The organism is Tardiphaga sp. 866_E4_N1_4 (assembly GCF_052076075.1).
GTDB classification, from domain to species: domain Bacteria; phylum Pseudomonadota; class Alphaproteobacteria; order Rhizobiales; family Xanthobacteraceae; genus Tardiphaga; species Tardiphaga robiniae.
Genome location: NZ_CP197242.1, coordinates 914,077 through 940,670 on the forward strand (window position 1 = coordinate 914,077; position 26,594 = coordinate 940,670).

At 62.1% G+C, this 26,594-nt stretch carries 26 protein-coding genes; 11 read left to right on the forward strand and 15 right to left on the reverse strand.

What is annotated here, in order from left to right:
* Nucleotides 1-88: 88 nt before the first annotated feature.
* The 3 genes from AB8B20_RS04690 to AB8B20_RS04700 form a co-directional block, all read right to left on the reverse strand.
* Nucleotides 89-1,078 carry an MBL fold metallo-hydrolase gene (locus tag AB8B20_RS04690; RefSeq protein WP_115028867.1) on the reverse strand — a complete coding sequence of 330 codons (990 nt, stop codon included), beginning with the start codon at nt 1,076-1,078 and terminating at the stop codon, nt 89-91.
* Between the two features lie 146 nt (nt 1,079-1,224).
* Entirely contained in the window at nt 1,225-2,214 is a 990-nt protein-coding gene (locus tag AB8B20_RS04695; protein ID WP_439071808.1) for an MBL fold metallo-hydrolase, read from the reverse strand.
* A 148-nt stretch (nt 2,215-2,362) separates the two neighbouring features.
* A complete protein-coding gene (locus AB8B20_RS04700; RefSeq protein ID WP_120289448.1) occupies nt 2,363-2,893 on the reverse strand; it encodes a DedA family protein in 531 nt (176 codons plus the stop codon).
* A gap of 277 nt (nt 2,894-3,170) precedes the next feature.
* On the opposite strand from AB8B20_RS04700, the gene AB8B20_RS04705 reads away from it, so the two are divergent.
* Together AB8B20_RS04705 and parE are read left to right on the forward strand one after the other, a co-directional pair.
* Complete coding sequence (locus tag AB8B20_RS04705) at nt 3,171-3,551, forward strand: hypothetical protein (RefSeq protein WP_093758435.1); 381 nt, start codon at nt 3,171-3,173, stop codon at nt 3,549-3,551.
* A 102-nt stretch (nt 3,552-3,653) separates the two neighbouring features.
* Nucleotides 3,654-5,702 (forward strand): DNA topoisomerase IV subunit B, encoded by a 2,049-nt coding sequence (parE, locus tag AB8B20_RS04710; RefSeq protein ID WP_309946110.1) that lies wholly within the window; start codon nt 3,654-3,656, stop codon nt 5,700-5,702.
* 78 nt (nt 5,703-5,780) lie between these two features.
* On the opposite strand, the gene AB8B20_RS04715 is transcribed toward parE, so the two are convergent.
* Nucleotides 5,781-6,377: a TetR/AcrR family transcriptional regulator gene (locus AB8B20_RS04715; protein ID WP_439071809.1), complete on the reverse strand. Its 597-nt coding sequence runs from the start codon at nt 6,375-6,377 to the stop codon at nt 5,781-5,783.
* 136 nt (nt 6,378-6,513) lie between these two features.
* On the opposite strand from AB8B20_RS04715, the gene AB8B20_RS04720 reads away from it, so the two are divergent.
* From AB8B20_RS04720 to AB8B20_RS04735, 4 genes are all read left to right on the forward strand, one after another.
* Nucleotides 6,514-7,482, forward strand: coding sequence for an SDR family NAD(P)-dependent oxidoreductase (locus AB8B20_RS04720; RefSeq protein ID WP_439071810.1), 969 nt, complete (start codon nt 6,514-6,516; stop codon nt 7,480-7,482).
* A 102-nt stretch (nt 7,483-7,584) separates the two neighbouring features.
* Complete coding sequence (locus tag AB8B20_RS04725; RefSeq protein WP_120289440.1) at nt 7,585-7,776, forward strand: hypothetical protein; 192 nt, start codon at nt 7,585-7,587, stop codon at nt 7,774-7,776.
* Nucleotides 7,777-7,871: 95 nt separating this feature from the next.
* Nucleotides 7,872-8,642 carry a glucose 1-dehydrogenase gene (locus AB8B20_RS04730; RefSeq protein WP_120289438.1) on the forward strand — a complete coding sequence of 257 codons (771 nt, stop codon included), beginning with the start codon at nt 7,872-7,874 and terminating at the stop codon, nt 8,640-8,642.
* Between the two features lie 18 nt (nt 8,643-8,660).
* The gene (locus tag AB8B20_RS04735; RefSeq protein WP_439071811.1) at nt 8,661-9,431 is read left to right on the forward strand and encodes an SDR family NAD(P)-dependent oxidoreductase; all 771 of its coding nucleotides are present in this window, start codon (nt 8,661-8,663) and stop codon (nt 9,429-9,431) included.
* Nucleotides 9,432-9,437: 6 nt separating this feature from the next.
* Here AB8B20_RS04735 and AB8B20_RS04740 read toward each other — a convergent pair whose 3' ends face one another.
* Both AB8B20_RS04740 and AB8B20_RS04745 read right to left on the reverse strand, forming a co-directional pair.
* Nucleotides 9,438-10,670, reverse strand: a complete 1,233-nt coding sequence (locus AB8B20_RS04740) for an FAD-dependent oxidoreductase (RefSeq protein WP_439071812.1) — start codon at nt 10,668-10,670, stop codon at nt 9,438-9,440.
* Between the two features lie 94 nt (nt 10,671-10,764).
* Nucleotides 10,765-12,264 (reverse strand): caspase family protein, encoded by a 1,500-nt coding sequence (locus AB8B20_RS04745; RefSeq protein WP_439071813.1) that lies wholly within the window; start codon nt 12,262-12,264, stop codon nt 10,765-10,767.
* A gap of 228 nt (nt 12,265-12,492) precedes the next feature.
* Here AB8B20_RS04745 and AB8B20_RS04750 point away from each other — a divergent pair, with 228 nt between their 5' ends.
* The 5 genes from AB8B20_RS04750 to AB8B20_RS04770 all read left to right on the forward strand — a co-directional run bounded on the left by AB8B20_RS04750 (nt 12,493) and on the right by AB8B20_RS04770 (nt 18,360).
* A complete protein-coding gene (locus tag AB8B20_RS04750; RefSeq protein WP_089264151.1) occupies nt 12,493-12,801 on the forward strand; it encodes a hypothetical protein in 309 nt (102 codons plus the stop codon).
* Nucleotides 12,802-13,170: 369 nt separating this feature from the next.
* A complete protein-coding gene (locus AB8B20_RS04755) occupies nt 13,171-13,785 on the forward strand; it encodes a TetR/AcrR family transcriptional regulator (protein ID WP_089264150.1) in 615 nt (204 codons plus the stop codon).
* Between the two features lie 119 nt (nt 13,786-13,904).
* Nucleotides 13,905-15,281, forward strand: a complete 1,377-nt coding sequence (locus tag AB8B20_RS04760) for an MFS transporter (protein WP_439058492.1) — start codon at nt 13,905-13,907, stop codon at nt 15,279-15,281.
* Nucleotides 15,282-15,657: 376 nt separating this feature from the next.
* Complete coding sequence (locus AB8B20_RS04765) at nt 15,658-17,169, forward strand: DEAD/DEAH box helicase (RefSeq protein ID WP_089264148.1); 1,512 nt, start codon at nt 15,658-15,660, stop codon at nt 17,167-17,169.
* A 123-nt stretch (nt 17,170-17,292) separates the two neighbouring features.
* Nucleotides 17,293-18,360, forward strand: coding sequence for a GGDEF domain-containing protein (locus AB8B20_RS04770; RefSeq protein WP_315842317.1), 1,068 nt, complete (start codon nt 17,293-17,295; stop codon nt 18,358-18,360).
* 56 nt (nt 18,361-18,416) lie between these two features.
* Here the strand turns inward: AB8B20_RS04770 and AB8B20_RS04775 are convergent, their stop codons facing one another.
* The 9 genes from AB8B20_RS04775 to AB8B20_RS04815 all read right to left on the reverse strand — a co-directional run bounded on the left by AB8B20_RS04775 (nt 18,417) and on the right by AB8B20_RS04815 (nt 26,366).
* Nucleotides 18,417-18,884 (reverse strand): TfoX/Sxy family protein, encoded by a 468-nt coding sequence (locus AB8B20_RS04775; protein ID WP_175368911.1) that lies wholly within the window; start codon nt 18,882-18,884, stop codon nt 18,417-18,419.
* 202 nt (nt 18,885-19,086) lie between these two features.
* Nucleotides 19,087-19,488 (reverse strand): HesB/IscA family protein, encoded by a 402-nt coding sequence (locus tag AB8B20_RS04780; protein WP_439073023.1) that lies wholly within the window; start codon nt 19,486-19,488, stop codon nt 19,087-19,089.
* Nucleotides 19,489-19,577: 89 nt separating this feature from the next.
* Complete coding sequence (locus AB8B20_RS04785; protein ID WP_170849663.1) at nt 19,578-19,979, reverse strand: SUF system Fe-S cluster assembly protein; 402 nt, start codon at nt 19,977-19,979, stop codon at nt 19,578-19,580.
* Nucleotides 19,976-21,223: a cysteine desulfurase gene (locus tag AB8B20_RS04790; protein ID WP_093758422.1), complete on the reverse strand. Its 1,248-nt coding sequence runs from the start codon at nt 21,221-21,223 to the stop codon at nt 19,976-19,978. Before AB8B20_RS04790 ends, AB8B20_RS04785 begins: the two co-directional genes overlap by 4 nt.
* Complete coding sequence (gene sufD, locus AB8B20_RS04795) at nt 21,220-22,539, reverse strand: Fe-S cluster assembly protein SufD (protein ID WP_439071814.1); 1,320 nt, start codon at nt 22,537-22,539, stop codon at nt 21,220-21,222. Before sufD ends, AB8B20_RS04790 begins: the two co-directional genes overlap by 4 nt.
* An 11-nt stretch (nt 22,540-22,550) precedes the next feature.
* Nucleotides 22,551-23,309, reverse strand: a complete 759-nt coding sequence (gene sufC, locus AB8B20_RS04800; RefSeq protein ID WP_089264143.1) for a Fe-S cluster assembly ATPase SufC — start codon at nt 23,307-23,309, stop codon at nt 22,551-22,553.
* Nucleotides 23,293-23,604, reverse strand: a complete 312-nt coding sequence (locus AB8B20_RS04805) for a hypothetical protein (RefSeq protein ID WP_120289416.1) — start codon at nt 23,602-23,604, stop codon at nt 23,293-23,295. The genes sufC and AB8B20_RS04805 overlap by 17 nt, the downstream gene beginning before the upstream one ends.
* Before the next feature lie 5 nt (nt 23,605-23,609).
* Nucleotides 23,610-25,091, reverse strand: a complete 1,482-nt coding sequence (gene sufB / locus AB8B20_RS04810) for a Fe-S cluster assembly protein SufB (RefSeq protein WP_093758420.1) — start codon at nt 25,089-25,091, stop codon at nt 23,610-23,612.
* Between the two features lie 108 nt (nt 25,092-25,199).
* Complete coding sequence (locus AB8B20_RS04815; protein WP_439071815.1) at nt 25,200-26,366, reverse strand: cysteine desulfurase family protein; 1,167 nt, start codon at nt 26,364-26,366, stop codon at nt 25,200-25,202.
* Nucleotides 26,367-26,594 lie beyond the last annotated feature (228 nt).

Below are 26,594 nucleotides of genomic sequence, written 5' to 3' on the forward strand. Positions count from 1 at the left end.
GCGGGCGATGATGCTGGTCGCAAGGTTGATCATGGGCGCGGTCATAGGGCCGCGCCCGCGATCCGTCAAGATCACCAGAGCGCAGACCTCAGAGAACCGGGCTCCACGGCGCCGGCACGACGCGGTAGCCGTTGCCATCCTTCTCGACGAAACCGTTGGCCGGGAATGGATAGTGGAAGCCTTGCACCCGCATCCTGTCGGCGACCAGCATGTCATAGACCTTGCGGCGGGTGGCTTCGGCCTGCACCGGATCCTGGTCGAAATTCACGTGCCAGCCGGGATTGGCTGCGAATAGCGCCGGAAGGTTGGTGACGTCCGACTGGATGAAGACCTTGTCCGATCCGGACGACAGCACATAGGACGTGTGGCCCGGCGTGTGCCCGATCGAGGCGACAGCCAGCAGCCCGGGCGCGACGTCCTTGCCCCATTCATAGGGCGTAACCTTCTTCTTCAACCCGGCCTCGAACACCCGCCGATTGTTCTTGAACAGACCGGTCATGCGATCGCCGGTGGCACGGCTCATCTCGCCGTCGTCCATCCAGAACTTCCACTCTACTGCCGGCACCAGCACTTCGGCATTGGGAAACGCCAGCACGCCGTCCGCCGTCAGCAGGCCGTTCACATGATCGCCATGGAAGTGCGAGATCACGACCATGTCGATCATCTTTGGATCGATCCCTGCCGCCGTCATGTTGGTAATGAACTGACCGACATTGCCCTTGCTACTGGCATAGGCGCCCGGCCCGTTGCCGGTGTCGATCACCACCAGCTTGCCACCGGTGTTGATCACCAACGGCGCATAGAAGTTGGTGATCTGATCTTTCGGCAGAAATGCCCTGGCGAGCACGGCATTGATATCATCGCGTTTGGCGTTGGAAATATAGGTATCGGCCAGGGGAAACGTCGCCGCACCATCGGAAATGGCGTTCACCTGGATATCGCCGACCTTGTAGCGATAGAAACTCGGCGCCTGCTTATCGGCCGGCGGTGCGGATGCCTTTGCCGGGGCCGATGAAAGCAGTGGCGTCGCTGCGAGCGCGGCGGCACCCGCCAGCGCGTGTCGTCGTGACAGATCCATGAAGTCTTCTCCCCTTGCTTTGCATGGTCGCTGTTGGCGCGACTCCGGCGCAGAGACTGGCACGACGCACCGACGGAGGCGATGGGTGTTTACGAGGCCAGCCGGCCTGCACTGCAGCGCAGGCCGGGAAATTTGCCAGGCTTCGTTTAGATCACCGGGCTCCATGGGGCCGGCACCAACCGATAACCGTTGCCATCCTTCTCGACGAAACCGTTGGCCGGGAATGGGTAGTGGAAGCCCTGCACACGCATCTTCTCGGCCACCAGCATGTCATAGACCTTGCGGCGCGTGGTTTCCGCCTGCGCCGGGTCCTGGTCGAACATCAGATGCCAGCCGGGATTGGTGACGAACAGCGACGGATGGTTGGTGACGTCGGACTGAATGAACAGCTTGTCGCTGCCGGACGACAGCACGAACGAGGTGTGGCCAGGCGTATGGCCGACCGACTCTACGGCGAGCAGGCCTGGCGCGACGTCCTTGCCCCATTCATAGGGCGTGACCTTCTTCTTCAGCCCATCGTTGAAGAGCTTGCGGTTGCTGGCGAACAGACCCTTCATGCGGTCATTGGCGGCCTTGGCCATCTCGCCATCGTCGTTCCAGTACTTCCACTCAGCGGCCGGGACGAGGACTTCGGCATTCGGAAAAGCCGGCGTGCCATCGGCAGCCAGAAGCCCGTTCACGTGATCGCCGTGGAAATGCGAGATGATGACCATATCGACGTTCTTGGCGTCGATGCCGGCGGCGGCCATGTTGTTGGCGAACTGGCCGACATTGCCCTTGGTCGCAGCGAGGGCTCCGGGGCCGTTGCCCGTATCGATCACCACCAGCTTGCCGCCAGTGTTGATGACCAGCGGCGCAAAGTGGATGGTCATCTTGTCCTTCGGCAGGAAGGCCTTGTCGAGCGCGGCGTTGACCTCATCCTTCTTGGCGTTGAGCACGAAGGTGTCGGCCAGCGGAAAAGTGCTTGCGCCGTCGGAGATTGCATTCACCTGCGCATCGCCGACCTTGTAGCGGTAGAAGCTCGGCGCCTGCTTGTCGGCGGGTGGAGCAGACGCCTTGGCAGAGCCTGCGGTGAGCAATGGAGATGCGGCGAGCGCGGCGGCTCCGGCAAGGGCGTGGCGGCGTGACAAGTCCATGATGTTCTCCGGGGTGAAGCAGTGACAGGCGGGGGCTGGCGGAACTATCTACCAGCGTTCGATGACTTCTGCGAGATATCGCGGCATTCAGACACCGCGACATGTCAGCCCGTTCAACACCCGGACACGGCGGTTATTCCCCGCCGGACTACTTCAGCTTCCAGAGCCATTCCACGGTCATCGACAGGCCGTCGCCGAACAGCAGCAGGACGCCCGCCCAGATAAAGGCCGAGGTGAAGTTGGCGACCTGAAAGCGCCAATAGGGCATTTCGAAAATGCCGGCGGCCAGCGGCACTGAGGCCCGCAACGGGCCGAAGAAGCGGCCGATATAGATACTGGGCACGCCCCATTTCTTGACGAAGGCTTCGCCGCGCGGAAGCAGGTCGGGAAATTTGGACAGCGGCCAGATCTGCGCCACCTGGTCCTTGTATCTGAAGCCGAACCAATAGGAGAGCCAGTCGCCAAGCGCCGCGCCGAGAGCGCCGGCAATCAACACCGGCCAAAAGCTGATCCCGCTCGCGCCGACCAGTGCGCCGATGGCCACCAGCGCGCCCCAGGCCGGCAGCAGCAGGGAGATGAAAGCCAGCGATTCCCCGAAGGCCAGCAACAGAACGATCGGCGCCGCCCAGACCTGGTTCTGGCGCACGAATTCGATCAGCCCGTGCATCCAGCCTTCCATATGGAGAGTGTCCCTTTACGGCTCTGGCCCGGCCTGATTGGCCGCGAACCGCTTTAACCTTCAAACGCCCGGGACAGGTAATCCGGCGGCACCGATCACATCAAGTCACAACATCTGAGGGCCGATAGCCGCGGTGCGGGTGCCCACCGGTAAATTTGAACCTTTTCCAGGCCTCTGCGTCCAAGGTCAGAGACCGGCTTACCCAATGGCAACTCAGTACCGCCGTTGGGCTGACTTCCCGCCCGGCTGTCAAAATCAAGAACGCAAAGGACTGAAGATGATCGGATCGCTGATGATGTGCGTGAGTGCGCTGGTATTGCTGATCGGCATGGTCGCCGGCATCGTGATGGGCATACGCCAGGACTTCCTGCTGAGCCCCGCGCATGCGCATCTCAACCTCGTCGGCGGCGTGCTGCTGTTCCTGTTCGGGTTGTATTACCGCCTGATTCCCCTGGCCGGACGCTCGCTACTGGCCAAGGTCCAGGGCACGCTGCACATCGTCGGCGGCATCATGTTCCCTGTCGGCATCGGCATCACCCTGCTCGCCAACCACGCCTATATGGCCATTCCGATCATCGGTTCACTGATCATGCTCGCGGCCATGGCCCTCTTCGTTGTGATTGTGCTACGCACCGAGCGCTCTGGCACGGCCGCATGAGCCCCGAGGTCGCAGCCACATTGCCAACCTGAACGTGGCATAGTCACAGCAACGATTCGCCGCGCCGCCCGCGGCGCCAACCGAGATAAAACTTTAAGACATATGGCCAAGGCACAGAAATCAAACGCAAAAGCTGATCTTTTTGGTGGCGCCAACGCGCCAAAATCGGCTGCGGCACCGAAGGCGTCCACCCGCTCCGCCAATGCCGAAGACGGCTATACGGCCGCGGATATCGAGGTCCTCGAAGGCCTCGAGCCGGTCCGGCGTCGCCCGGGCATGTATATCGGTGGCACCGATGAAAAGGCGCTGCATCACCTGTTCGCCGAAGTGATCGACAACTCGATGGACGAGGCGCTGGCTGGCCATGCGACCTTCATCGAGGTGGAACTCACCGCCGACGGCTTTCTGTCGGTGTCGGACAACGGCCGCGGCATCCCGGTCGATCCGCATCCGAAACATCCGAAGAAATCCGCCCTCGAAGTCATCATGTGCACGCTGCATGCCGGCGGCAAATTCGACTCCAAGGTCTACGAGACCTCGGGCGGTTTGCATGGCGTCGGTGTCTCCGTGGTCAACGCCCTCTCCTCGCTGCTTGAGGTCGAGGTCGCGCGTAATCAGCAGCTCTACAAGATGACGTTTGCCCGCGGCATTCCGCAGGGCAAGCTTGAGGATCTCGGCAAGGTTCATAACCGCCGCGGCACCCGCGTGCGCTTCAAGCCGGATACCGACATCTTCGGGGCCAAGGCAGCCTTCAAGCCGCAGCGCCTGTTCAAGATGGCGCGCTCCAAGGCCTATCTGTTTGGCGGCGTGAAGATCCGCTGGAAGTGCGATCCGGAACTGCTCAAGGGCCTCGAGGACACTCCGGCCGAGGACGAATTCCACTTCCCCGGCGGCCTCAAGGACTATCTCGCCGCGGCGATCCATGCCGATACGCTGGTGCATCCGGAGATCTTCTCCGGCAAATCCGGCCGCAACGGCGCCCATGGCGCCTGCGAATGGGCTGTGGCCTGGACCGCGGATGCCGACGGCTTCATGTCGTCCTATACCAACACCGTGCCGACGCCAGACGGCGGCACCCATGAAGCCGGCATGCGCAGCGCCATGCTGCGCGGGTTGAAGGACCACGCCGAACGCGTCGGCCAGGGCAAGCGCTCCGGCACCATCACTTCGGAAGACGTGATGGTCGGCGCCGCCGTGATGCTCTCGGTATTCGTGCGCGAGCCGGAATTCCAGGGCCAGACCAAGGATCGTCTCGCGACCGCCGAAGCCCAAAAGATCGTCGAACAGGCCATCAAGGATCCGTTCGACCACTGGCTGTCCGGCAATCCCGTCCAGGCCAACAAGCTGCTCGAATTCGTGCTCGAGCGCGCCGACGAGCGTCTGCGCCGCCGCGCCGAAAAGGAGACTTCGCGCAAGACCGCGGTGAAGAAGCTGCGCCTGCCCGGCAAGCTCGCCGACTGCACCAATACCGCGACCGAAGGCTCCGAACTGTTCATCGTCGAGGGCGATTCGGCAGGCGGCAGCGCCAAGCAGGCGCGTGACCGCAAGACCCAGGCCATCCTGCCGCTGCGCGGCAAAATCCTCAACGTCGCCTCGGCGACCAAGGAAAAGCTGACGGCCAACGCGCAGATATCAGACCTCATGCAGGCGATCGGCGCCGGCACCGGCGCGCATTACCGCGAAGAAGACCTGCGCTATTCACGCATCATCATCATGACCGACGCCGATGTCGACGGCGCCCACATCGCGTCATTGCTGATCACCTTCTTCTACCGGCAGATGCCAAAGATGATCGATGAAGGGCATCTCTATCTCGCAGTCCCCCCACTCTACCGCCTGACCCATGGCAGCAAGACGGTCTATGCGCGCGACGATGCGCACAAGGACGCGTTGCTGAAGAGCGAATTCAACGCCAATGCCAAGGTCGATGTCGGTCGCTTCAAAGGCCTCGGCGAAATGATGCCGGCGCAGCTGAAGGAAACCACCATGGACCCGGCGCGCCGCACCTTGCTGCGCGTGCAGCTGCTGCCGGAAGACCGCGACGGCACTGCTGACTCCGTTGAGCGCCTGATGGGCACCAAGGCCGAAGCGCGGTTTGCGTTCATCTCGGACAAGGCGGAATTCGCCAACGAGGAATTGCTAGACGTTTAAAAGCTCGTTTCTCGGACGCGCTCACGCTTCAGAAATCATCGGGCGCGTGCCGGGAGCAATCTTTTATTCCCTATTTAGTCATCGCCCCTCGCCGCCTGGCGTGCGAACGCCGGCGATCAGGATATCGACGAGCCGCTTGGCGCTGGCTTCCCAATTCGGACCTGCGCTGACATTGGCCACGCCGGCCAGTGCGCGCAACATGTCGAGCGGATCGAGATCAAGGCGGATGTCGCCATTGGCAACGGCGCGGTCGACCAGCATTGCCATCGCAGTTTTGATCTGCGCGCCAGCATCGGCATAGAGGTCCGAACAGCCGCCGACAATCGAACCCAGCACACCCGCCATCAGTTGCTTCGTCGCAATGTGATCGACGAAGATTCGCATCCAGGCGCGCAAGGCCTCCACCGGGGCATGTGTGGTCGCAAGTTCCGCAGCGGCCTCGGCAAGCTGCTGTGTCTCGTTGCGATAGACCGCCTCGACCAATGCGTCGCGGGTGGGGAAGTGGCGATATAGCGTCCCGATTCCGACACCCGCGAGCCGCGCGATCTCCTCGAGACCGGCCGCCTCGCCCTTTTCGGCAAATGTCGCTTTTGCCGTTTCCAACAGCCGCTGACGATTGCGCTGCGCATCGATCCGTGGTCCGCGAACGGCCTTCGGCTTGGCCTCCTGTGCCATTTTACGGGTCACCTCTTGATAAACGGAGGGCGCCTCCGTATTTAAACGGAGACGGCCTCCATTTATACCCTCAAAGCGCCGTTCGACAAAGCTCGATCCGCTCGGAGGCGCGTCGTGCCAAACACAAGGAGCTATCATGGCAGGACCTTTCAGCGCCACTTCCACCACCGACGACGTGCTCGCTGGCGTCGACCTCCGCGGCAAGCGCATTCTGGTCACCGGCGTCTCAGCCGGGCTCGGCGTCGAGACGGCGCGCAGCCTGGCCGCCAGGGGCGCGCAGGTGGTCGGTGCCGCCCGTGACCTCGCCAAGGCGGAAGCGGCGACCGCGCAAGTGCGCGCCGATGCCACTGGTGGCGGTGGCCTCGAACTGATTGCACTCGATCTCGGCTCGCTGGCCAGTGTCCGCGCCTGCGCCGATGCGCTGGTCGCGGCGGGCCGCCCGTTCGACCTGGTGATCGCCAATGCCGGCGTGATGGCGCCGCCGTTCGGCCTCACCGTGGACGGCTTCGAGACTCAGTTCGGCACGAACCATCTCGGTCACTTCGTATTGGTCAACCGTATCGCGTCACTGCTGTCGCCCACCGCGCGACTGGTCAACCTCGCTTCGTCCGGCCATCGCTTCGCCGATGTTGATCTCGATGATCCCAACTTCACCAAGGGCTCTTACGAGCCGTTCATCGGCTATGGCCGCTCGAAGACCGCCAACATACTGTTCGCCGTCGAGTTCGACCGGCGGCATCGGGCGCGCGGCGTGCGCGCCACCGCGCTGCATCCCGGCGGCATCAAGACAGAACTCGGCCGCCATATGGGCGAAGCAACGATCGATGCCATGCTCGACGGCATCAATGCCGAGCTCGCTGCCGAGGGTAAACCGCTGTTTCAATGGAAGACCATTCCGCAAGGCGCTGCAACTTCGGTGTGGGCCGGCGTGGTCGCCAGCGCGGACGAGATCGGCGGCCGCTATTGCGAGAACTGCCACGTCTCGGAGATCGTCGACGGGCTGATCAATCCGGCCAGCGAAGGCGTGCGCGCTTACGCGCTCGATGCCGAACGCGCCAAGGCGCTATGGGCCAAGAGTGAGGAAATGGTTGGCGAGCGCTTCTGATCGCCCTGCCGAAATAAAACTGCGGTGATGAACCAAACAGTTCGTTCGTCACCGCCACAGCTGGCGCTTGAAACCTTTGGCTCCATTCATCGTATCTATCCCATGCGCGCACCATTCCTTACCCTCGGCATTCTCGCTTTCCTGATCGGCACCCTCTGGATCGGCCAGGGCACCGGCCTCGTGAACTGGCCAAAGTCCAGCTTCATGATCAGCCAGATGCAGTGGGCCTATTATGGCGCTGCCCTCGCCGCGCTTGGCGTCGGCCTGATGGGATTGGCGCTCGCGCGGCGCTGACGCCCTCTTCCATCTTCCCGCCAGTCTTGCGATGATCCGTCCCAGACGCGCCATAGAACGCGTCGGACACAATGCATGGCGGGGGCGGACATCTTTTGACCAGTAATCTCTTCGATCTCACCGGCAGGGTCGCCATTGTCACCGGCGGCAACACCGGAATTGGCCTCGGCATGGCACATGGGCTGGCGAATGCCGGCGCGGCCCTCGTGATCGCCGATCGCAACCGCGATAATGCCGCTTCAGCAAAAGCCGAACTGGAGACGTCAGGACATCCGGTACTCGCATTGACGACCGATGTTGCCGACCCGAACTCGATCGCGCAGATGGTGTCCGCAACGTTGAACGCGTTCGGCCGCATTGACATCCTCGTCAACAATGCCGGCATCAGCATCTCCGCGCCAATCGAAGACATGACGCTAGCCGACTGGCAGAAGGTCATCGACGTCAACATGACCGCGCCTTTCATCTGCGCGCAGGCTGTCTACCCAACGATGAAAGCCGCAGGCCGCGGCAAGATCATCAATATCGCCTCGGTGTTGGCCACGCTCGGCGCCGGCGGCGCGGCGAACTACGCATCAAGCAAAGGTGGCATCCTGCAATTCACCCGCGCGCTGGCGACTGCCTGGGCGGCGGACAACATCCAGTCCAACGCCATTCTCCCCGGCTGGATCGACACCGACCTGACGAAGCGCGCCAAGGACATCCGACCCGAACTGCACGATCGCATTCTCGGGCGTGTACCGGCGCAGCGCTGGGGCAGGCCTGATGATCTTGCGGGCGCAGCCGTGTTTCTGGCCAGCGGGGCTTCCGACTTCGTCAACGGTGCCGCGCTCACGGTCGATGGCGGCTTTTCAATTCAAGGCTGATGCAATGAGGACAACACCATGACTGCAGGACTGTTCGATCTCTCCGGCAAAGTGGCCATCGTCACCGGCGGCAATGGCGGCATCGGGCTCGGCATGGCGCGGGGTCTGGCGCAGGCCGGCGCCACCATCGCGGTGGTCGGGCGTAACCAGACCAAATCCAGGGACGCTGTGGCGGAACTAACCGAGAGCGGTGCAAAAGCCGTCGCGATTGCGGCCGATGTGACCGACAAGACCGCTGTCGATGGAATGATCGCACGCGTGCTGAAAGAACTGGGCCGCATCGATATCCTCATCAACAATGCCGGCATCAACATCCGCAAGCCGCCGCACGAGATCGCGCTCGACGAATGGGACAGCGTGATCAAGACCAATCTCACCAGCGCCTTCGTCTGTTCGCAGGCGGCGCATCCCGCGATGAAGGTCGCGGGCGGCGGCAAGATCATCAATATCGGCTCGATGCTGTCGATCTTCGGCGCGTCTTTCGCGCCAGCCTATGCCGCCAGCAAAGGCGGCATCGTCCAGTTCACCCGCTCCTGCGCCGTCGCTTGGGCGCCTCACAATATTCAGTGCAACGCCGTTCTGCCGGGCTGGATCGATACCGAACTGACACAGAATGCGCGCCGTGAAATCGACGGCCTGCATGACAAAGTACTGGCACGAACGCCCGCCGGCCGCTGGGGCGCGTCGGGAGATTTCGCGGGCATTGCCGTGTTCCTGTCGTCGCGCGCCTCGGACTTCGTCACCGGAACGGCAATCCCCGTGGACGGCGGCTTCTCGGTGCAGGGATAATCTGTCTTAGGCTTCTGGCGACTGCACGTGCTCCGGTCGTACGCCAATGGCCAGGAAGCGCGCGGTCAGTCCCTGCAGCGGCGGAAACGCGCTGACCAGGCGCATGATCAGCGGCGGCGTCAGCGGCTCGCCGCCCTTGGCCAGCGCACGGCTGATGATGTTGTTTTGCATCACGACCTGCATGCCCTGTGTTACGCGCATCGGGAATTCGCGGCGGCGACGCACCGCGCCGAGGTCGTCCTCGGTCACCGGTCCCTTCGCCAGCTTCGCCGCCAGCAGGTTAGCGGTCGCGACGGCGTCCTGAACCGCGATATTCACACCGACGCCGCCAACCGGGGACATCGCATGCGCGGCGTCGCCGATGCACAACAGCCCCGGCCGGGTCCAGCGCTTGAGCCGATTGATCGCGACGGTCAGTAGTTTGACGTCGTCCCAGCTATTCAACTCTTCGATATGCGCGCTCAGGATCGGCGCCAGACGTGACGTTTCGGCACGGAAAGCCTCAAGGCCACGCACCTTGATCTCCTCATAGTGCCCCTTGGCGATCACATAAGCGCATTGCCAGTAGTCCCCGCGATCGATGGTCACCATCATCTTGCCGGGCTCGAGCCGCGCGAACACGCTCTCGGTCTCCGCGCCCTTGGCAACGCGAAACCACAAGATGTCCATAGGCGCACCGATGTCTTCGATCTCCAGCTTCGCCGCCGGCCGCACGATCGAATGCCGGCCATCGCAGGCCACTGTCAGATCGGCATGGATCTCGACCGGGCCCTGCTGCGTGATGGCCTTGACGCCGACCACTTGCTCGCCCGACCAGATGAGATCGGTGGCCTCGGTGTTCATCATCACCTTGAGATGCGGATAGCGCTGCGCTTTGTCGCGCAGGAAATTGAGGAAATCCCACTGCGGCATGAAGGCGATAAACGGATACTTCGCGCTGGTGCGGCTGATATCCGCAATGCGCAGCTTATGCGTTCCGAAGAAGCCATCCATCTTCTGGATACGATCGTGCTTGATCTTCAGGAAGTCGTCGATCAGGCCAAGCTCGTCCATCACCTGCAGCGTCGATGGATGCACGGTGTCGCCGCGGAAATCGCGGAAGAAGTCGGCGTGTTTCTCGATAACGATCGTATCGACGCCGGCGCGGCCGAGCAGATAGCCGAGCATCATTCCGGCAGGGCCACCGCCAACGATGCAGCAGCGCGCGGTCAGCGAGTTCACATTCGCGCCTGCAGCCATTCGCTACTCCTCCGGCGAGTCGAATTTCTTGATCAAGGAATGCGAGCTTGCGATAGTCGAAATGCCGTGGTTCGCAGGGCGGTGTCGATCATGCTCATCGATTTCCCGAACGTCGGAAGCTCTTGGTTTCGGAGATGCTGCCGTCCCGGAACGTCAATTCGACCGACACGAACTTCGTCGAGGCCGGGATTTTGATGTAGGTCTCGGCATCCGACGGCGTCGCAATGGGGTCGCGCAGGTCGCAGGGCGGGAATTTCAGCAGCTTGTCCGGCACGGCGCTATCGATCCCGACGCGGGCCTCGCGAATGGCACAGCGATACGACATCAGATGCGTATAATACATCAGGGGCGTGTTGTAGCCACCGAAGGCAAGCCAGCTTCCAGCGGTCATATCGAGGATCTTGCGCTGGTCGCGAACCAGCGCCGCCTCAGGATCGAAGCGGATCGGAAACGGGCCCTGCATCTCGCCGTTCGCGTCGACGTAACGCAGATAGATCGTCGTCGCCACTGCATCGGCGTCGAGCTGGATCGCCGGATTTGGCATTCGCTTGCGCGTGCGCGGATCGAGCGTGTCCATGAAGCCGGTCTCGCGGAAATTACCTCCCTCGCCCATCCGCCAGGAGATACCCAGCGTCGGATCGGCGATCGAGAACATCACGGTCCAGCCGCCATTGTGGCGCGAGAAGCTGGCGATCGGTGCGTTCACCGCATCGTTGGCCGGCGGCAGTTGCGGAACGTTGACAGGCGGCAGCGCAGCGACCTGCTGCAGCGGTTCGGCCGGCCGCGCATCGGCCTGCTTGAGCGCCACACCATTAAGAAAGACGTCATCGACCATCTGGTCGAAATACACCGGCACCTGGCGGTGCTTCACGGTCTCTGCCATCTCGCTGACGGTCCGCCGGGTGCGCTGCGCGACCTGCACGAGGTTCAGCGATGGCTCCTGCAGCTCCTTGATGAAGGCGCGCGTGAAAACCGAATTCGGATCGGTGTCGTTGTTCGACAAACGATCCAGCGCGGTCTGCCGCGGCCCGGCCGAGAAGATCGAAAACACGCCTTCCGGGAGCGTCGTCATCGGAGCGAGGCCACCGCTGCCGGCCACAGCGCGGGTGCCAGCGCGCTCGAACGGATTGTTGCGACAGGCGTCGAACACCAGAATCGACGTCCGCGCGCCGCGCATCTGCAGCCGCGTTACAATCCGGTCGGCGAGAATCGCTGAGTCGCGCACCAGCTCTTCCTGCCCTTCCGTGGCGGCAGGGACATCCGTCGGCAGCAGGAAGTTCTGGCCGGCGATCTCGAAGCCGTGCCCTGCAAAAAAGAAAAAGGCCGTGTCGCCTTTTTCAATCGTCGAATCGAAAGCGAGCAACGACTGACTGAAAGCCTGCCGGGTCTGGTTCTCGGCCACCATGACACTGAAGCCGAGATTCTTCAGTGCGTCCCCTATGCTGCGGGCGTCATTCACGGCCTTCTGCAGCTTCGGCACATTGCGATAGTCGTTATTGCCGATGACCAGCGCCACGCGTTTTGCAGCAAAAGCCGGCGCTGTCGAAAGTGCCGCCGCTGCCAGCGTTGCCAGCAGAATCAAAAGCCGTCGCATTGTTCTATCCCCGCCCCGCCAGCACATGTATCCGTGTGGCTCGACCGCGTCATTGTCTGCCTTGGTCGAGGCAGAACTGCGGCCGGTTCAAACCGAGGTCTAGCCGTTACCACCCATTTTGTCCTGCCTGCTCAGGCAGATCATCTGCCCGCCGGTTGCAGCCCCGCTGCCACATTTTCCGCCTTAATCTCCGCTAGCCCGAGCCCCAATCAGAGTCAGGAGATCCTCGTGAAATCACTCGTCCTCGCAGCCGCCCTGCTGCTTCCCACCATGGCACTCGCGCAGGATGCGGCCCCCGCTACCGCGCCGAAGCCCCCGGTTGCCGCCGCCAAACCGAAGCGCGCGCCGGTGGCCGCCAAGCCTGCACAGACCACCCCGGAAGTGCTGGATATCAACCAGATCATCGGGATCCGCCAGGTCGATCCGGCGACGTATGAGGTCGATGCCCGTCTACAGAGCGGCAGCGAGGTGCATCTGCGCATGAATGCTTTCGTGATGCAGAATCTCGGGATGCAGCTAGGCACTTACGGCAAATAGTCAGCCTGCGGTATCCCTCTCACGCGCGCCGGAATAAGTCGACTTCCGGACGGCTCGGCGTGCGCTCTCGATCAGGGGTGATGAGGTACCACATGTCGCGAAGTCCTGTGGATAAGGGTTACGCGGCCAATCATCGACATGATTGCCCCGACATGTGCTATGTGACAATTCATCAGGTCCGGAGCCAATCCGGGGAGCAATTGCTAAAACCGGCTCCTGCTACAGGCAACCAACGTCAGGAAGCGCGCTTCAGGAACTTTGCGTTCCTCATAGCTTGGCGATTTGAGGATGGGATTTTTTAGACTGTAAGATTTCAGGCAGTTTTAATCACCCGCCCGAAGCCCGCTACGACTGGATACCTGACGACCAATGGCAAAGAAGATGATTACGCCCGGGCACGAGTTGCTGCTTCGGGTCAACAAGGCATTTCTCGACCACGGCTATGCCGGCCTGTCGATGGTCGGTCTCGCGAGAGAGTGCGGCTTCACGCAGCGCGCGCTCTATTACTATTTCAGCAACAAGGAAGAGGCATTTCGTGCCTCGATCGGCCATCGCAATGAAGTCGCGATAGCGCAGGCACTCGAGGCCGGCCAAAAGATCCGGGAAAGTGGCGGCAGCGCACTCGACATCTTTGCGACGATCATCGACCTGAGATACGGCGAAACCCGTCGGATGCTGACATTCTCACCGCATACCGTCGAGCTCAATGCGGAAGCCTTTCGGCGCTGCCGCGATCTCATGATCGAGTCCGCAATCGCCTTCCAGGCCGAGCTGGAAAAGCTGATTATCGATTTCCACTACAGCAAGCTGCTGATCCTGACCGGCCGTTTTACGGCCGCGCAGATCGCGCAGGCGCTGGCCGACGGCGGACGGGCTGTCAATCAGGCACTCCCTCCGATCGCAGCGAATGACTTCTCGGCGCGCTATCGCCAGACCTGCGAGATGATCCTGTATGGCTGCGCGGCAACGCCGACGCAGATTTGAGACGCTGCGGTTCGCCGCCACATACCCTCCTCTCGACTCATCCAGCTCCATCGACATATGGTCCGCGCGGGCAGCGGAGGACGCGCATTGCGTTGCCGCTATGAGATGCGGGGCGTCAGATGAACGACCAGGTGCGGACGCACGGGGCGCCAGCGGGCGCAGCCGTGCCAACTATTGCGGCACGCCTGGACGGGCTGCCAGTCACGCCGCTTCACCTCGGCATCTTCGCGCTCTGTGCCTTCGGCCTGTTCGCAGACATCGCCGAAGTGGCGCTCAGCAATGCCTTTTCCGGCATCTTCCTCGCGCCGCCCTACAGCATCTCGCGCGGCGAGCTCTCGCTGTTGTTGGCATCGGTCTTTGCCGGCGGCGCCGTTGGTGCACCTGTGTTCGGCTGGATTGCGGATCGCTATGGCCGCCAGATCGCGCTGCAGAGCGCGCTTGCCGTCCTGGCGCTGAGCTCGCTCGCCGTCGCCGCCAGTCGCGATGTGGCAACCATGACGGCCTTCCGCTTCATCTCCGGCCTCGCCATCGGCGGCTATCCGCCTTTGACATCGGCCTATCTGTCAGACCTGCTGCCGCCCCGGCGGCGTGGCCTTTTGATGATGCTGTGCGGCGCGCTCGCCTTTCTCGGCGCACCGGCAATCATCCTGATGATCCGCTGGCTGACGCCCATCGCGCCATGGGGCATCGAGGGCTGGCGCTGGGCTTTGATCTTCGGCAGCGCGTGCTCGACCCTGACAGCCCTGCTGTTCTTCCTGGTGCCGGAATCGCCGCGCTGGCTCGCATCGGTCGGACGCGACGCCGAGGCTGATGCCGCCTGCCGCCGCTTCGAGGCATCCGCGCGTCAGCCATCACCGCCGGCGATCTCCGCTCCCGAAACTATTGCGACCAGATCCAGCGGCTTCCGAGCGCTCGCCCGCGATCGGATCAGCCTGCGGCGCACAGCGCTCCTTGCCGCGCTCTATGTACTCGGACCCTGGGCCACCATCGGCTTCCCGCTGCTCAGCGCCGCGGTGATGGTGCAGAAGGGATTTCATGTCAGCGAGTCCCTGCTGTTCGCGGGACTTACGATGTTCGGTCCATCGATCGGCATCGCGGCGGCATCGGCCTTCGTCGATCGTATCCCGCGGCGCCTCGCTCTGGTCGCCTGTGCCGTGGTGATGATCGCAACCGGGCTGACTTTCGCTGTCAGCACGGTGCTAACGCCGCTCATCGTCACCGGCATCGTGTTCAACCTCGCCAGTGCCGTCTACAGCGCCGTGCTTAGCCTCTACGCTGTCGAGTTGCTGCCGACGCATCTTCGCGCCTCGGCCACCGCTGGCGCATGGGGCCTCGGCCGCGTCGTATCGGCGCTCGTACCGATCGCGCTGCTGCCGCTGCTCGGCAGCCACGGTCCGATCGCGATGTTCACGGTGATCTCGACCGCGCTGTTACTGAGCGGCGCGCTCATCGCCATTGCCGGTCCACCCGGCCGCGAACGCAGGCCGGTCGACTAACGGTCAGCGCTGCATCGACGTCACACGCGACGTCGCGTAGCGGCCGTCCGGCGGGGCCCCAAGCCCCCGCCAATATCCCGATTTTGGCCCTTTTCCGCTAAAACATTAAGCTTTTTGGGATGTTCCAGGGTGTGGCGGATTGACTTTGGCCGATTCCAGCCTATGTTCCGGCTCGACGCGGCCCGGTATCGAAACGCGATATCTTGAGTAAGCCGCCTGTCAGCGCCCAGCGTCTCCGTGCATGTTTGCGTGCCGCTCCGGGGATAAGCGTTGCAGTATTTCCCGAGAATCCAAGCGGCGGTTTCGACCTGAGGCGTGATTCCGAACGGTGATCATCCGGATACCGGATCAGATCATGCCCCCATACAGAGGCTCAATGTCCTTCTCCAATCTCGGCTTGTCCGACAAGGTTCTCGCCGCCGTTGCGGCTACCGGTTACACCACCCCAACCCCCATTCAGGAACAAGCGATTCCTCATGTGCTGGCGCGCAAAGACGTGCTCGGCATCGCCCAGACCGGCACCGGCAAGACCGCTGCCTTCGTTCTCCCGATGATGACGATGCTGGAAAAGGGCCGAGCCCGCGCCCGCATGCCCCGCACGCTCATTCTCGAACCGACCCGCGAACTGGCCGCACAGGTCAAAGAGCAGTTCGACAAATACGGCGTCGGCCAGAAGCTCAACGTGGCGCTGCTGATCGGCGGCGTCTCGTTCGGTGATCAGGACAGCAAACTCACCCGCGGCGTCGATGTGTTGATCGCCACGCCGGGTCGCCTGCTCGACCATACCGAGCGCGGCGGACTGCTTCTCACCGGCGTCGAATTGCTGGTCATCGATGAAGCCGACCGCATGCTGGACATGGGCTTCATCCCCGACATCGAACGCATCTGCAAGCTGGTACCCTTCACCCGTCAGACTCTCTTTTTTACGGCGACCATGCCCGCCGAAATCCGCCGCGTCACCGAGACCTTCCTGCATAATCCGGTGAAGATCGAAGTCTCCAAGCCCGCCTCCACCGCCGTCACCGTGACCCAGTCGCAAGTGGCCGTCGGTCGCGAGCCGCACGAGAAGCGCGAAGTGCTCCGGGCCCTTCTCCGCGAAGCCACCGACCTCAAGAATGCGATCATCTTCTGCAACCGCAAACGTGAAGTCGCGTTGCTCGCCAAGTCGCTCCAGAAGCACGGCTTCAGTGTCGGCGCCCTGCATGGCGACATGGAGCAGTCGGCCCGCACCGCCGCGCTGGACCAGTTCCGCAAGGGCGAGCTACCGATCCTGGTGGCTTCCGACGTCGCCGCCCGCGGTCTCGATATTCCCGCCGTCAGCCACGTCTATAATTTCGACGTCCCGCATCATTCCGACGACTACGTGCACCGCATCGGCCGTACCGGCCGCGCCGGCCGCACCGGCTCCGCGATCTCGCTGGTGTGCCCGTCCGACCAGAAGTCCATGCTGGCAATCGAAAAACTGATCGGCCAGTCGATCCCCAAGGTCGAAACTTCCATAGCGATCTCCGAGCCTGTCGAAGGCGAAACCGCTGAGGCGTCGCGCCAGTCGCGCAACCGCACCGGCAATCGCGAAGCCAATGCCGAACAGCCGCGCGGCGGCCGCAACGATCAGCCCCGCGAAGGCGGACGCGATCGCAAACCGCGCCGTGAGCGTGGCCCGCGCCGTGAAGGTGGTCGTTCGGAAGGCGGCGAGCGCAGCCCGCAGCCGCAGGCCGCGGAAGCCGCTTTGGCAGCACCGGTCGTGGCAGCGGCAGCCCCGCAGGCGCAGCGTCCCCCCTCCATCGGCCGCGCCGAAGCGCCACGTTCGCGCCGCGAAGACAACGAACCGGCGGATCATTCGCACCTGCCGGCCTTTCTGTTGCGTCCGATCCGGGCACGCGCATAGGTAGTATCGCGCCAGGAACGTTTACTTGCCGTTCACTCTCGTCCCCTAATCTGAATGCGATATTTTTAACGAATTTGCATTTCAGAGGACCGCGTATACCCGCTGTCCACGAGGGCACAGAACGTGACCGGCATCCTGGACGAACAAGAGCGGACTTTGGCCTTTGCCGAAGTCGCGCTGGGCCAAATTCGCTCGCTCCGCCAGACGGCGATTCCGCGCAATTATGAGATCTGGTACGTCTACGCGACTGGCTACAATTCGGCGCTCAACAAAGTCATCAATGAGACGCTGGCACGCAATGGCCGGCTGACCGAAGCCGATCTCGACCTGATCCACGACACTTATCTCTCACAAATTCGCACCACCGATCGCATCGATCAGGTCGGCGCCCGCGTCATCGGCGAGATCGACGACGTGATGGCGCTCATCACCGATGCTCTGGGCATGACCACGAACTTCAATGCCAGTCTGGATGGTGCCAGCAAGGATTTGTCGCGGGCGCACGATTCTGCTGCGGTGAAAGCCGTGATCGAGAGTCTCGTCAAATCTACCCGTGAAGTGCACGACACGAACAAGGCGCTGGAAGAGCGGCTACTGTCCTCGAAGAGCGAGGTCTACACGCTGCAACAGAGCCTCGAGGCGATCCGCGCCGAGAGCCTGACCGATCCCCTCACCGCACTCGGTAACCGCAAGTATTTCGACCGTGCGCTGATGGCGGCAATCGATACCGCGGTGAAGCGCGGCGAACCGTTGTCGCTCCTGATGCTCGACATCGATCACTTTAAGTCCTTCAACGACAATTATGGCCATCTCACCGGCGACCAGGTGCTGCGTCTTGTCGGCCAGTCATTGAAGCAGACCATCAAGGGCCAGGATATCACCGCGCGCTATGGCGGCGAGGAATTCGCCGTGGTGCTGCCGAACACGCCGCTGCGTCAGGCACTCACCGTTGCCGATCACATCCGCCGCGCCGTGATGTCAAAGGAGCTGAAGAAAAAATCGACTGGCGAGATCCTGGGACGCGTCACGATTTCCGTCGGCGTCTCGATGCTGCAGATCGGCGACGATATGGAATCGCTCATCGGCCGTGCCGACGCCTGTCTCTATGCCGCGAAGCGCAGCGGCCGCAACCGCGTGATCTGCGAAGTCGATCCGGAATATTCTGCGGAGCTGCAGTTTCAGGTGGCATGACGCCCCACACTTGGCTTCACCATTCGCAAGGAGACGCCGCGCAAGCGCACGGCTCCTCAGGATGAGGATTTACGCTTCTTTGCGGCTTTACTGGCTTTCTTGCTGGCGACCGTCTTAACTGCAGCCTTCTTGGTGGCCTTCTTTTTCGCCGCGGTCTTCTTCACGACCTTCGCTTTCTTCGTTGCCCGCTTCTTGCTTGCTTTTGCCAGCGATGCACGGATCGCTGCGGCATGCGCGACCCTCGCCCATTCGGTGACTTCATCGGGATCGTCATAGAGCCGTTCCGGCAGCTGCCAATAGGATCCGATCATCCGCAGCTTGCCGCGCATCTCATACTGAAAACACTGCGAGCCCTCACTCTCGAAACGCGGGATCGAGATTTCATCGGCACGCAGATAGACCGCGCCGCGCAGCACCAGCGCGAAGTTGATGCCATCGGCGGAAATGCCAAAGCCGGAAAACATCCGGCGGATCGTTACCGGGCCAAAGCCGGCGAAAAGTTCACTGAGGAAATCGCGGTCCATTGGGGAAGTGTAGGATGCGACGCGCGATTGCGGAAGCGGTCCGTCCGCGTCGTCTCCCTACGTCATGGCCGGGCTTGACCCGGCCATCCAGCCTCCTTCGCTTTCACCGAAGCCCAGAAAAATGGATGCCCGGGACATCTAGCGAAGCCGCGCTTCGCGCTTTGCCCGGGCATGACAGCGTTCTACTTATGAAATGACAGTCTCAGCCGTCGAACTTCGCCGGCGTCAGTTGCACGGACTCGCCGCAGCCACAGGCCGAGATCTGGTTCGGGTTGTTGAACACAAACTGGGCCTGCATGCGGTCAGTCTTGTAGTCCATCTCGGTGCCGAGCAGGAACAACACGGCCTTAGGATCGACCAGGATCTTGACGCCCTTGTCCTCGACGATTTCGTCGGTCGGCTTGATGTCGTGGGCATATTCGACGGTGTAGGACTGGCCGGCGCAGCCACCGTTCTTGATGCCGACGCGCAGGCCGATGATCTCGGAATCCGCACGCTCCGTCAGCTCCCGGATCCGCGTTGCGGCAGCATCGGTCAGGCGCATCACCTGCGGGCGGGGACGCGGCTTCGGCTTCGCAGCCGGTGCGGTTGGGGTTGGTGTCATCTCAGTCATGTGTTCAGTCCCTTCGGCGGTTCAAGGCCGCCATAGGAATTCAAGCGACTTGGGCGTATTCAGCAAACCAGACGCAACCATCACCACATATTCAGAACGAGACGTGCTTCGTCGGTCATCCGGTCCGGCGTCCAGGTCGGCTCCCAGACGATCTCGACCTTGACCAGGCCGACTCCGGGCACGCTGGCCACGGCGTTCTCCACCATGGTCGGAAGCTCTTCGGCGGCCGGACAATTCGGCGTCGTCAGCGTCATCTCCACTTGGACAGAGCGATCGTCCTTGATATCGACCTTGTAGATCAGGCCGAGTTCGTAGATATCCGCGGGGATTTCCGGGTCGAACACAGTCTTCAGTGCAGCGACGATCTCGGTGCCCAGGCGTTCGGTTTCGGCGGGATCGAGCGCCGAGGTGGTCTGCATGTGAGCGGGCTTCTCGGCCTCGGGGGTGGCGTCCGGCGTCTTGGCTTCTGCAATGTCACTCATGCAAACAACTCCCGTGCCTTGATCAGCGCCTGTGCGAGGTGGTCGACCTCCTCGCGGGTATTATACATTCCGAATGATGCACGGCACGTGGCCGTCACATTGAATCGCTCCAGAAGCGGCATCACGCAGTGGGTTCCCGCGCGGACCGCGACGCCCTGCCGGTCGATCACGGTCGCCACGTCATGAGCGTGAGCGCCCTTCAGTTCGAACGAAATCACCGGGCCCTTGTTCTTGGCAGTTCCGATAATACGCAGCGAATTGATCTCGCGCAGCCGGTCCTGTGCATAGGCCAGGAGGTCGTGCTCATGGGCGGCAATCCGCTCCTTGCCGATCGAATTGACGTAATCGATGGCAGCGCCGAGGCCGATGGCTTCGACGATGGCGGGCGTACCGGCCTCGAACTTGTGCGGCGGATCGCCATAGGTGACCCACTCCTTAGCCACTTCGCGGATCATCTCGCCGCCGCCGGCATAGGGCCGCATCGCGACTAGGCGGTCATATTTGCCATACAGCACGCCGATGCCGGTCGGTCCGTACAGCTTGTGGCCGGTGAAGATGTAGAAGTCGGCGTCGATGTCCTGCACATCGATCGGCATGTGCACGGCGGCCTGGCTACCGTCCACCACGACGGGAATGCCGCGCGCATGTGCAAGCTTCACCACGTCCTTAACCGGAACCAGCGTGCCCAGCGCATTGGACATCTGGGTGATGGCAACGATCTTGGTACGATCAGTCAGCAGCTTCTCGAACTCGTCGATCAGGAAGTTGCCTTCGTCATCGACAGGCGCCCATTTGATGACGGCACCCTGACGTTCCCGCAGGAAGTGCCACGGCACGATATTGGAATGGTGCTCCATGATCGAGAGCACGATCTCATCGCCCGGCTTGATGTTCTCGCCGCCCCACGATGCCGCGACGGCATTGAGCGCATCAGTGGCATTGCGGGTGAAGATGATTTCCTCGGGGCGCTTGGCATTGAGGAAATGCTGCACCTTGATGCGCGCGCCCTCATACGCCTCAGTCGCCGCATTGGCTAGGTAATGCAGTCCGCGATGCACATTGGCATATTCGGACTTGTAGGCCTCGGTCATGCGGTCGAGCACGGCATAGGGCTTCTGCGCCGATGCCGCGTTGTCGAGATAGACCAGCGGCTTGCCATAGACCTTCATCTCGAGCGCAGGAAAATCCTCGCGGACGCGAGCGACGTCATATGACCCGTTCGAGACCGCGGGATGCAATGTCATGCGCGCGACTCCAGCCAACGCTCTGCGGCCGATATCGCGACGTCGCGCAGATCGTCATTCACGATCGACTCCAGCGCTTCACCCACGAATGCCTGGATCAGCAGCGCCTGCGCCGCCTTCTCCGGCAGGCCGCGAGCCCGCAGATAGAACAGCAAGCTGTCATCCAGCGCGCCAATGGTCGCGCCGTGGCCGCACTGCACGTCGTCAGCGAAGATCTCGAGCTCGGGCTTGTTGTCGATCTCGGCCTCGTCGGACAGCAGCAGCGCCCGTGACATCATCTTGCCGTCGGTCTTCTGCGCGATCTGATGGACGTTGATGCGACCCTGGAACACCGAATGCGCGCGATCGTCGAGCACGGCGCGGAACAGCTCGCGGCTGAGGCAATTCGGCGCCGCATGCTCGATCACGAAGGTACAGTCGCCATGCTGCTTGTCGCGCAGCAGATGAACGCTGTTGGTCGACAGCTCCGAATCCACACCAGCCAGCGTGATGAAGCTCTGATAGCGGCTGACGCCACCGCCAGTGGTCAGGCTGAAGGTGTTGAACTTGGTGCGCGCACCGACTGTGACGATGGCCGTTGCGATATTCGCTGCATCGCCAGCGTCTTCCATCACGCGCACATGCTGCAGATCGGAATCGTCGCCGATCCAGATCACGACAGCATCATGGGCCTGATACGCCTTCGCGGATTCTGTCGCGACGAAGCTTTCGACCAGCGTCACACGCGCGCGATTGCCGATACGCACCAGCGACCGCGTGAATGCGGCCACGCTCGGGCGTGTCGCGACATGCACGATATGCAGCGGCCGGGCCGGAACGGCATCGTCCGCGATATCGATCAGCATGCCATCGGTCGCAAAGGCGGCATTCAGCGCGATCATCGGATCGACAATGCGCGAGCGCAGCAGGTCGGCACGCGTCGCACTGGTCGCGTCATCGAGCATGGCGCTGAGCGCATGCACGGTCACGCCGCCGCCCGATGTCAGATCGGAGAGACCTGCCGCGAAGACGCCGTCAACGATGACCAGCTTCTGCGTATCACCCGTACCGAGCGTTTCGACCAGTCTGGCGGCCTGTGCCAGCGCGGCCTGATCCGGCGCGGGCGCGAGCGGTGCGACGTCGCGCAGCAGGTTGCGCAAGTCGGTATATTTCCATTCTTCGAGGCGCCGGGTCGGCAGACCCGTGCGCGCGAAATCGTCGAACGCCTGCTGGCGCGTTTCCGCCACCGTGCCGACGCCCGGCAACCGACCGCGCGCGGCGGCGAATGTGCCGTCCAGCACCGCGCCCGTTGTTGTCTTTGCGAGAGCTACATTCATGACTGTCTCACTCAGGCCGCCGCGTCTTCATACTGCGCATAACCGGACTCTTCGAGTTCCAGCGCCAGTTCCTTGCCGCCACTCTTCACGACGCGGCCCTTCGACATCACATGCACATGATCCGGCACGATGTAGTTCAGCAGGCGCTGATAATGCGTGATGACGACCATGGCGCGATCCGGGCTGCGCAGTGCATTGACGCCGTCGGCAGCCACGCGCAACGCATCGATGTCGAGACCGGAGTCCATCTCGTCGAGGATGCACAGGCTCGGCTGGAACAGCGCCATCTGCAGCACCTCGTTGCGCTTCTTCTCACCGCCGGAGAAGCCGACATTGACGCCGCGCTTCAGCATATCCATCGGGATGTTCAGCGAAGCAGCGACCTCGCGGACCTTCCTGAGAAAGTCCGGCACAAGATATTCGGATTCGCCGCGCGCCTTGCGCTGCGCGTTCACCGCGGTGCGCAGGAAGTTCATCGTGGTGACGCCGGGAATTTCCACGGGATACTGGAACGCCAGGAACACGCCCTTGGCGGCGCGCTCGTCGGGCTCCATCTCCAGCAGGTCTTCGCCCTTGAACAGGATCTCGCCGCCGGTCACCTCATAACCGGGCTTGCCGGCGATGACGTGGCTGAGCGTCGATTTACCCGAACCGTTCGGTCCCATGATGGCATGCACTTCACCGCCATTCACCGTCATCGTCAGCCCATGGAGAATCTCGCGATCCTCGACACGAACCTGCAGGTCCTTCACTTCAAGCAATGCGGTCATCAGTAACTTCCTTCTTGCCCGGCTTGCCTGGATTCGGTGGCGCCGATGCATTGACGTTCAATTGAGACGATCCGGTAGGCGTCGACGTGCCCAGCAGACCGAGAAGTTCTCCGAGAGGCGACAGAAGCAGAGCAAAGAAACCAAGTGCTCCAATCCCGCTGACCGCCCCTCCGGCTACCCTGGCATTTTCAAATCCGGCCATGCCGCCGAATAACGCAACGATCGCGCCTGCGAATGCGAGAAACAGCGTGATCGCAAACAGAAGACCCACGGCACCTCCGAGGATCTTCAGCATTCTCACTATCCCACGCTGCCTTCGAGACTGATCGAAATCAGCTTCTGAGCTTCCACCGCGAATTCCATCGGCAGTTGCTGCAACACGTCCTTCACGAAACCGTTGACCACGAGGCCGACGGCTTCTTCCTGCGACAGGCCACGCTGGACGCAATAGAACAGCACGTCTTCGGAGATCTTCGACGTCGTTGCTTCGTGCTCGAACAGCGTCGAGGCGTTCTTCGCCTCGATATACGGCACGGTATGCGCACCGCACTGATCGCCGATCAGGAGTGAGTCACAGGCCGTGAAGTTACGCGCGTTCGTCGCCTTGCGATGCGCGGTGACAAGGCCGCGATAGGTGTTCTGCGACTTGCCGGCAGCGATACCCTTCGAGATGATCCGGCTCGTGGTGTTCTTTCCGAGATGGATCATCTTGGTGCCGCTATCGACCTGCTGATAGCCGTTCGAAATCGCGATCGAATAGAACTCGCCGCGCGAATTGTCGCCGCGCAGGATGCAGCTCGGATATTTCCAGGTGATGGCGGAGCCGGTCTCGACCTGGGTCCAGGAAATCTTCGAGCGGTCGCCGCGGCAGTCACCACGCTTGGTGACGAAATTGTAGATACCGCCCTTGCCTTCGGAATTGCCGGGGTACCAGTTCTGGACCGTCGAATACTTGATCTCGGCATCGTCATGGGTGACGAGCTCGACGACAGCCGCATGGAGCTGGTTCTCGTCGCGCTGCGGCGCCGTGCAGCCTTCGAGATAGCTGACATAGGCGCCCTTGTCGGCAATGATCAGCGTTCGTTCGAACTGTCCGGTGTTGCGCTCATTGATGCGGAAATAGGTCGACAGCTCCATCGGGCAACGCACGCCCGGCGGCACATAGACGAACGAGCCGTCGGAGAACACGGCCGAGTTCAGCGTGGCATAGAAGTTATCCGAGGTCGGCACGACCGTGCCGAGATACTGCTTCACCAGATCGGGATGCTCGCGGATGGCTTCCGAGATCGGCATGAAGATCACGCCGGCCTGCTTCAGTTCCTTCTGGAACGTGGTCGCGACCGACACCGAATCGAACACAGCGTCGACGGCGATCCTGCGCTCACCTTCCGGACGCACGACGCCTTCCAGCGCCTCGATCTCGCGGAGAGGAATGCCGAGCTTCTTGTAGGTTTCGAGAATTTCAGGATCAATCTCGTCGATCGAGCCAATGGTCTTCTTCGGCTTCGGCGCCGAATAGTAATAGAGATCCTGGAAGTCGATCTTCGGATACTCGACCCGCGCCCACTTCGGCTCTTCCATGGTCAGCCAGCGGCGATACGCCTCAAGACGCCATTCCAGCATCCATGCCGGCTCGTTCTTCTTGGCGGAGATGTAACGGACGGTATCTTCGGAAAGGCCCTTCGGGGCCTTCTCGGATTCGATGATGGTCTCGAATCCATAACGATATTGATCGACGTCGATCTGGCGAACCCGATCAACGGTCTCTTGTACGGCAGCCATTTTATCCTCCGCTCGCGGTTTCAAGGACCGCGGTGGATCAATCCAGAAACGTGAAACTCAAAGCTTGTCGGGGTTCTTTACGATGTTCCCGCGGGGAAATCACCCCTCTTAGAACCGTTCAAGCTGTGTTTCGTCGCTATGTTTAAGTAGTGTACCCGAGAGCTTTCGCCAAGCCTCCAGGCACCGATCGACGTCCGCTTCGGTGGTCGACCAGCCCAGACTGAGACGCACAGCACCCCGGGTCAGCTCCGGCCCGAAACCCATGGCTTCCAGCACATGGGACGGCTGCACCTTACCAGACGAACAGGCGGAACCAGACGATACCGCAATACCTTCGAGATCAAATCCAATCACAGCGGTCTCGGCGCGCAATCCGGGAGCGCCGAACAGGACCGTATTGGGCAGACGCGGCACATCCTGGGCGAACACAAGTCCGTTGCTGGATTGCCGCAAGCCCGCCTCAAGCCGCTGACGCAGTTTTTCGACCCGTTTCATGTCATCAAGCGACGCGATAGCGGCCGTCACGGCGGCGCCGAAGCCGGCGATTCCGGGCACATTCTCGGTTCCCGCCCGACGCCCCAGTTCCTGCCCGCCGCCGCTGAGCAGCGCATTGAGCCCGGCGACGCCATTGGCCAAGACCAGCGCGCCAATGCCCTTTGGGCCGCCGATCTTGTGCGCAGAAATTGATAGAAGATCAGCCTGCAATAATTTGATATCTATTGGTATCTTTCCGAACGCTTGCACAGCGTCGACATGCAGCAAGCCGCCGGCGTCATGCACGATGGCCGCAAGCTCAGGAATCGGTTGAAGGGTGCCGGTTTCATTATTGGCCAACATCACGGAAACCAGCGCCGGCTCCCCACCCGCCAGGAGCGCCCGCAACTCATCCGGTTTCACGACGCCATCGCGGTCCACGCCCAGCACCTGGAGGTCTTCCGCGGCGAAGCGCCCGCCCGCGAGCACCGAGGCGTGCTCCACCGCGGATACAATCAGCCGCCGCACGGGCACGCCTGGATTGCGCACCAGCCCGGGCGTTAGCGCCAGCACATTGGCTTCGGTTCCGCCTGAGGTGAATATGACGTTTCGCGAATCTGCGCCCAAGGCGCCTGCGACCGCCGCACGGGCGTCCTCAACGATCCGGCGGGCCTGACGGCCCTCGGTATGAACCGATGACGGGTTACCAGCCAAATCCCACGCGGCCGCCATCGCCGCCCGCGCCTCAGGGCGCAGCGGTGTCGTCGCATTCCAGTCGAGATAGACCCGGTCTTTGGCCAATTCTGCTTTACCTTGAAGGACTTGGAGCCTTGCTGGCGGCATCGGACGTCGTCCGGTGCCGCGCGCCGTCTCTCTTAGCCCAATTGCTCACTAAATGCGCCCGCGGCAACGCATGTCACGGCCGCGGACACGTTCAATATGCTTGCTTTTCGCCCCTGCGCTCATGGTAGAACGCGGCCTCAACTTCACCCGGTGCCGCCCGCCATCAACCTGACGGTGCCCGATCGC

Bases quoted from the DNA above. Each gene is read 5' to 3' on its own strand.
- AB8B20_RS04740 (WP_439071812.1), bottom strand. From the start codon at position 10,670: ATGGCTGCAGGCGCGAATGTGAACTCGCTGACCGCGCGCTGCTGCATC.
- AB8B20_RS04700 (WP_120289448.1), bottom strand. From the start codon at position 2,893: ATGGAAGGCTGGATGCACGGGCTGATCGAATTCGTGCGCCAGAACCAG.
- AB8B20_RS04765 (WP_089264148.1), top strand. From the start codon at position 15,658: ATGTCCTTCTCCAATCTCGGCTTGTCCGACAAGGTTCTCGCCGCCGTT.
- AB8B20_RS04780 (WP_439073023.1), bottom strand. From the start codon at position 19,488: ATGACACCAACCCCAACCGCACCGGCTGCGAAGCCGAAGCCGCGTCCC.
- AB8B20_RS04690 (WP_115028867.1), bottom strand. From the start codon at position 1,078: ATGGATCTGTCACGACGACACGCGCTGGCGGGTGCCGCCGCGCTCGCA.
- sufD (WP_439071814.1), bottom strand. From the start codon at position 22,539: ATGAATGTAGCTCTCGCAAAGACAACAACGGGCGCGGTGCTGGACGGC.
- AB8B20_RS04725 (WP_120289440.1), top strand. From the start codon at position 7,585: ATGCGCGCACCATTCCTTACCCTCGGCATTCTCGCTTTCCTGATCGGC.
- AB8B20_RS04745 (WP_439071813.1), bottom strand. From the start codon at position 12,264: ATGCGACGGCTTTTGATTCTGCTGGCAACGCTGGCAGCGGCGGCACTT.
- AB8B20_RS04775 (WP_175368911.1), bottom strand. From the start codon at position 18,884: ATGGACCGCGATTTCCTCAGTGAACTTTTCGCCGGCTTTGGCCCGGTA.
- AB8B20_RS04705 (WP_093758435.1), top strand. From the start codon at position 3,171: ATGATCGGATCGCTGATGATGTGCGTGAGTGCGCTGGTATTGCTGATC.
- AB8B20_RS04760 (WP_439058492.1), top strand. From the start codon at position 13,905: ATGAACGACCAGGTGCGGACGCACGGGGCGCCAGCGGGCGCAGCCGTG.
- AB8B20_RS04805 (WP_120289416.1), bottom strand. From the start codon at position 23,604: ATGCTGAAGATCCTCGGAGGTGCCGTGGGTCTTCTGTTTGCGATCACG.
- AB8B20_RS04695 (WP_439071808.1), bottom strand. From the start codon at position 2,214: ATGGACTTGTCACGCCGCCACGCCCTTGCCGGAGCCGCCGCGCTCGCC.
- sufC (WP_089264143.1), bottom strand. From the start codon at position 23,309: ATGACCGCATTGCTTGAAGTGAAGGACCTGCAGGTTCGTGTCGAGGAT.
- AB8B20_RS04735 (WP_439071811.1), top strand. From the start codon at position 8,661: ATGACTGCAGGACTGTTCGATCTCTCCGGCAAAGTGGCCATCGTCACC.
- AB8B20_RS04785 (WP_170849663.1), bottom strand. From the start codon at position 19,979: ATGAGTGACATTGCAGAAGCCAAGACGCCGGACGCCACCCCCGAGGCC.
- AB8B20_RS04720 (WP_439071810.1), top strand. From the start codon at position 6,514: ATGGCAGGACCTTTCAGCGCCACTTCCACCACCGACGACGTGCTCGCT.
- AB8B20_RS04715 (WP_439071809.1), bottom strand. From the start codon at position 6,377: ATGGCACAGGAGGCCAAGCCGAAGGCCGTTCGCGGACCACGGATCGAT.
- sufB (WP_093758420.1), bottom strand. From the start codon at position 25,091: ATGGCTGCCGTACAAGAGACCGTTGATCGGGTTCGCCAGATCGACGTC.
- AB8B20_RS04790 (WP_093758422.1), bottom strand. From the start codon at position 21,223: ATGACATTGCATCCCGCGGTCTCGAACGGGTCATATGACGTCGCTCGC.
- AB8B20_RS04755 (WP_089264150.1), top strand. From the start codon at position 13,171: ATGGCAAAGAAGATGATTACGCCCGGGCACGAGTTGCTGCTTCGGGTC.
- parE (WP_309946110.1), top strand. From the start codon at position 3,654: ATGGCCAAGGCACAGAAATCAAACGCAAAAGCTGATCTTTTTGGTGGC.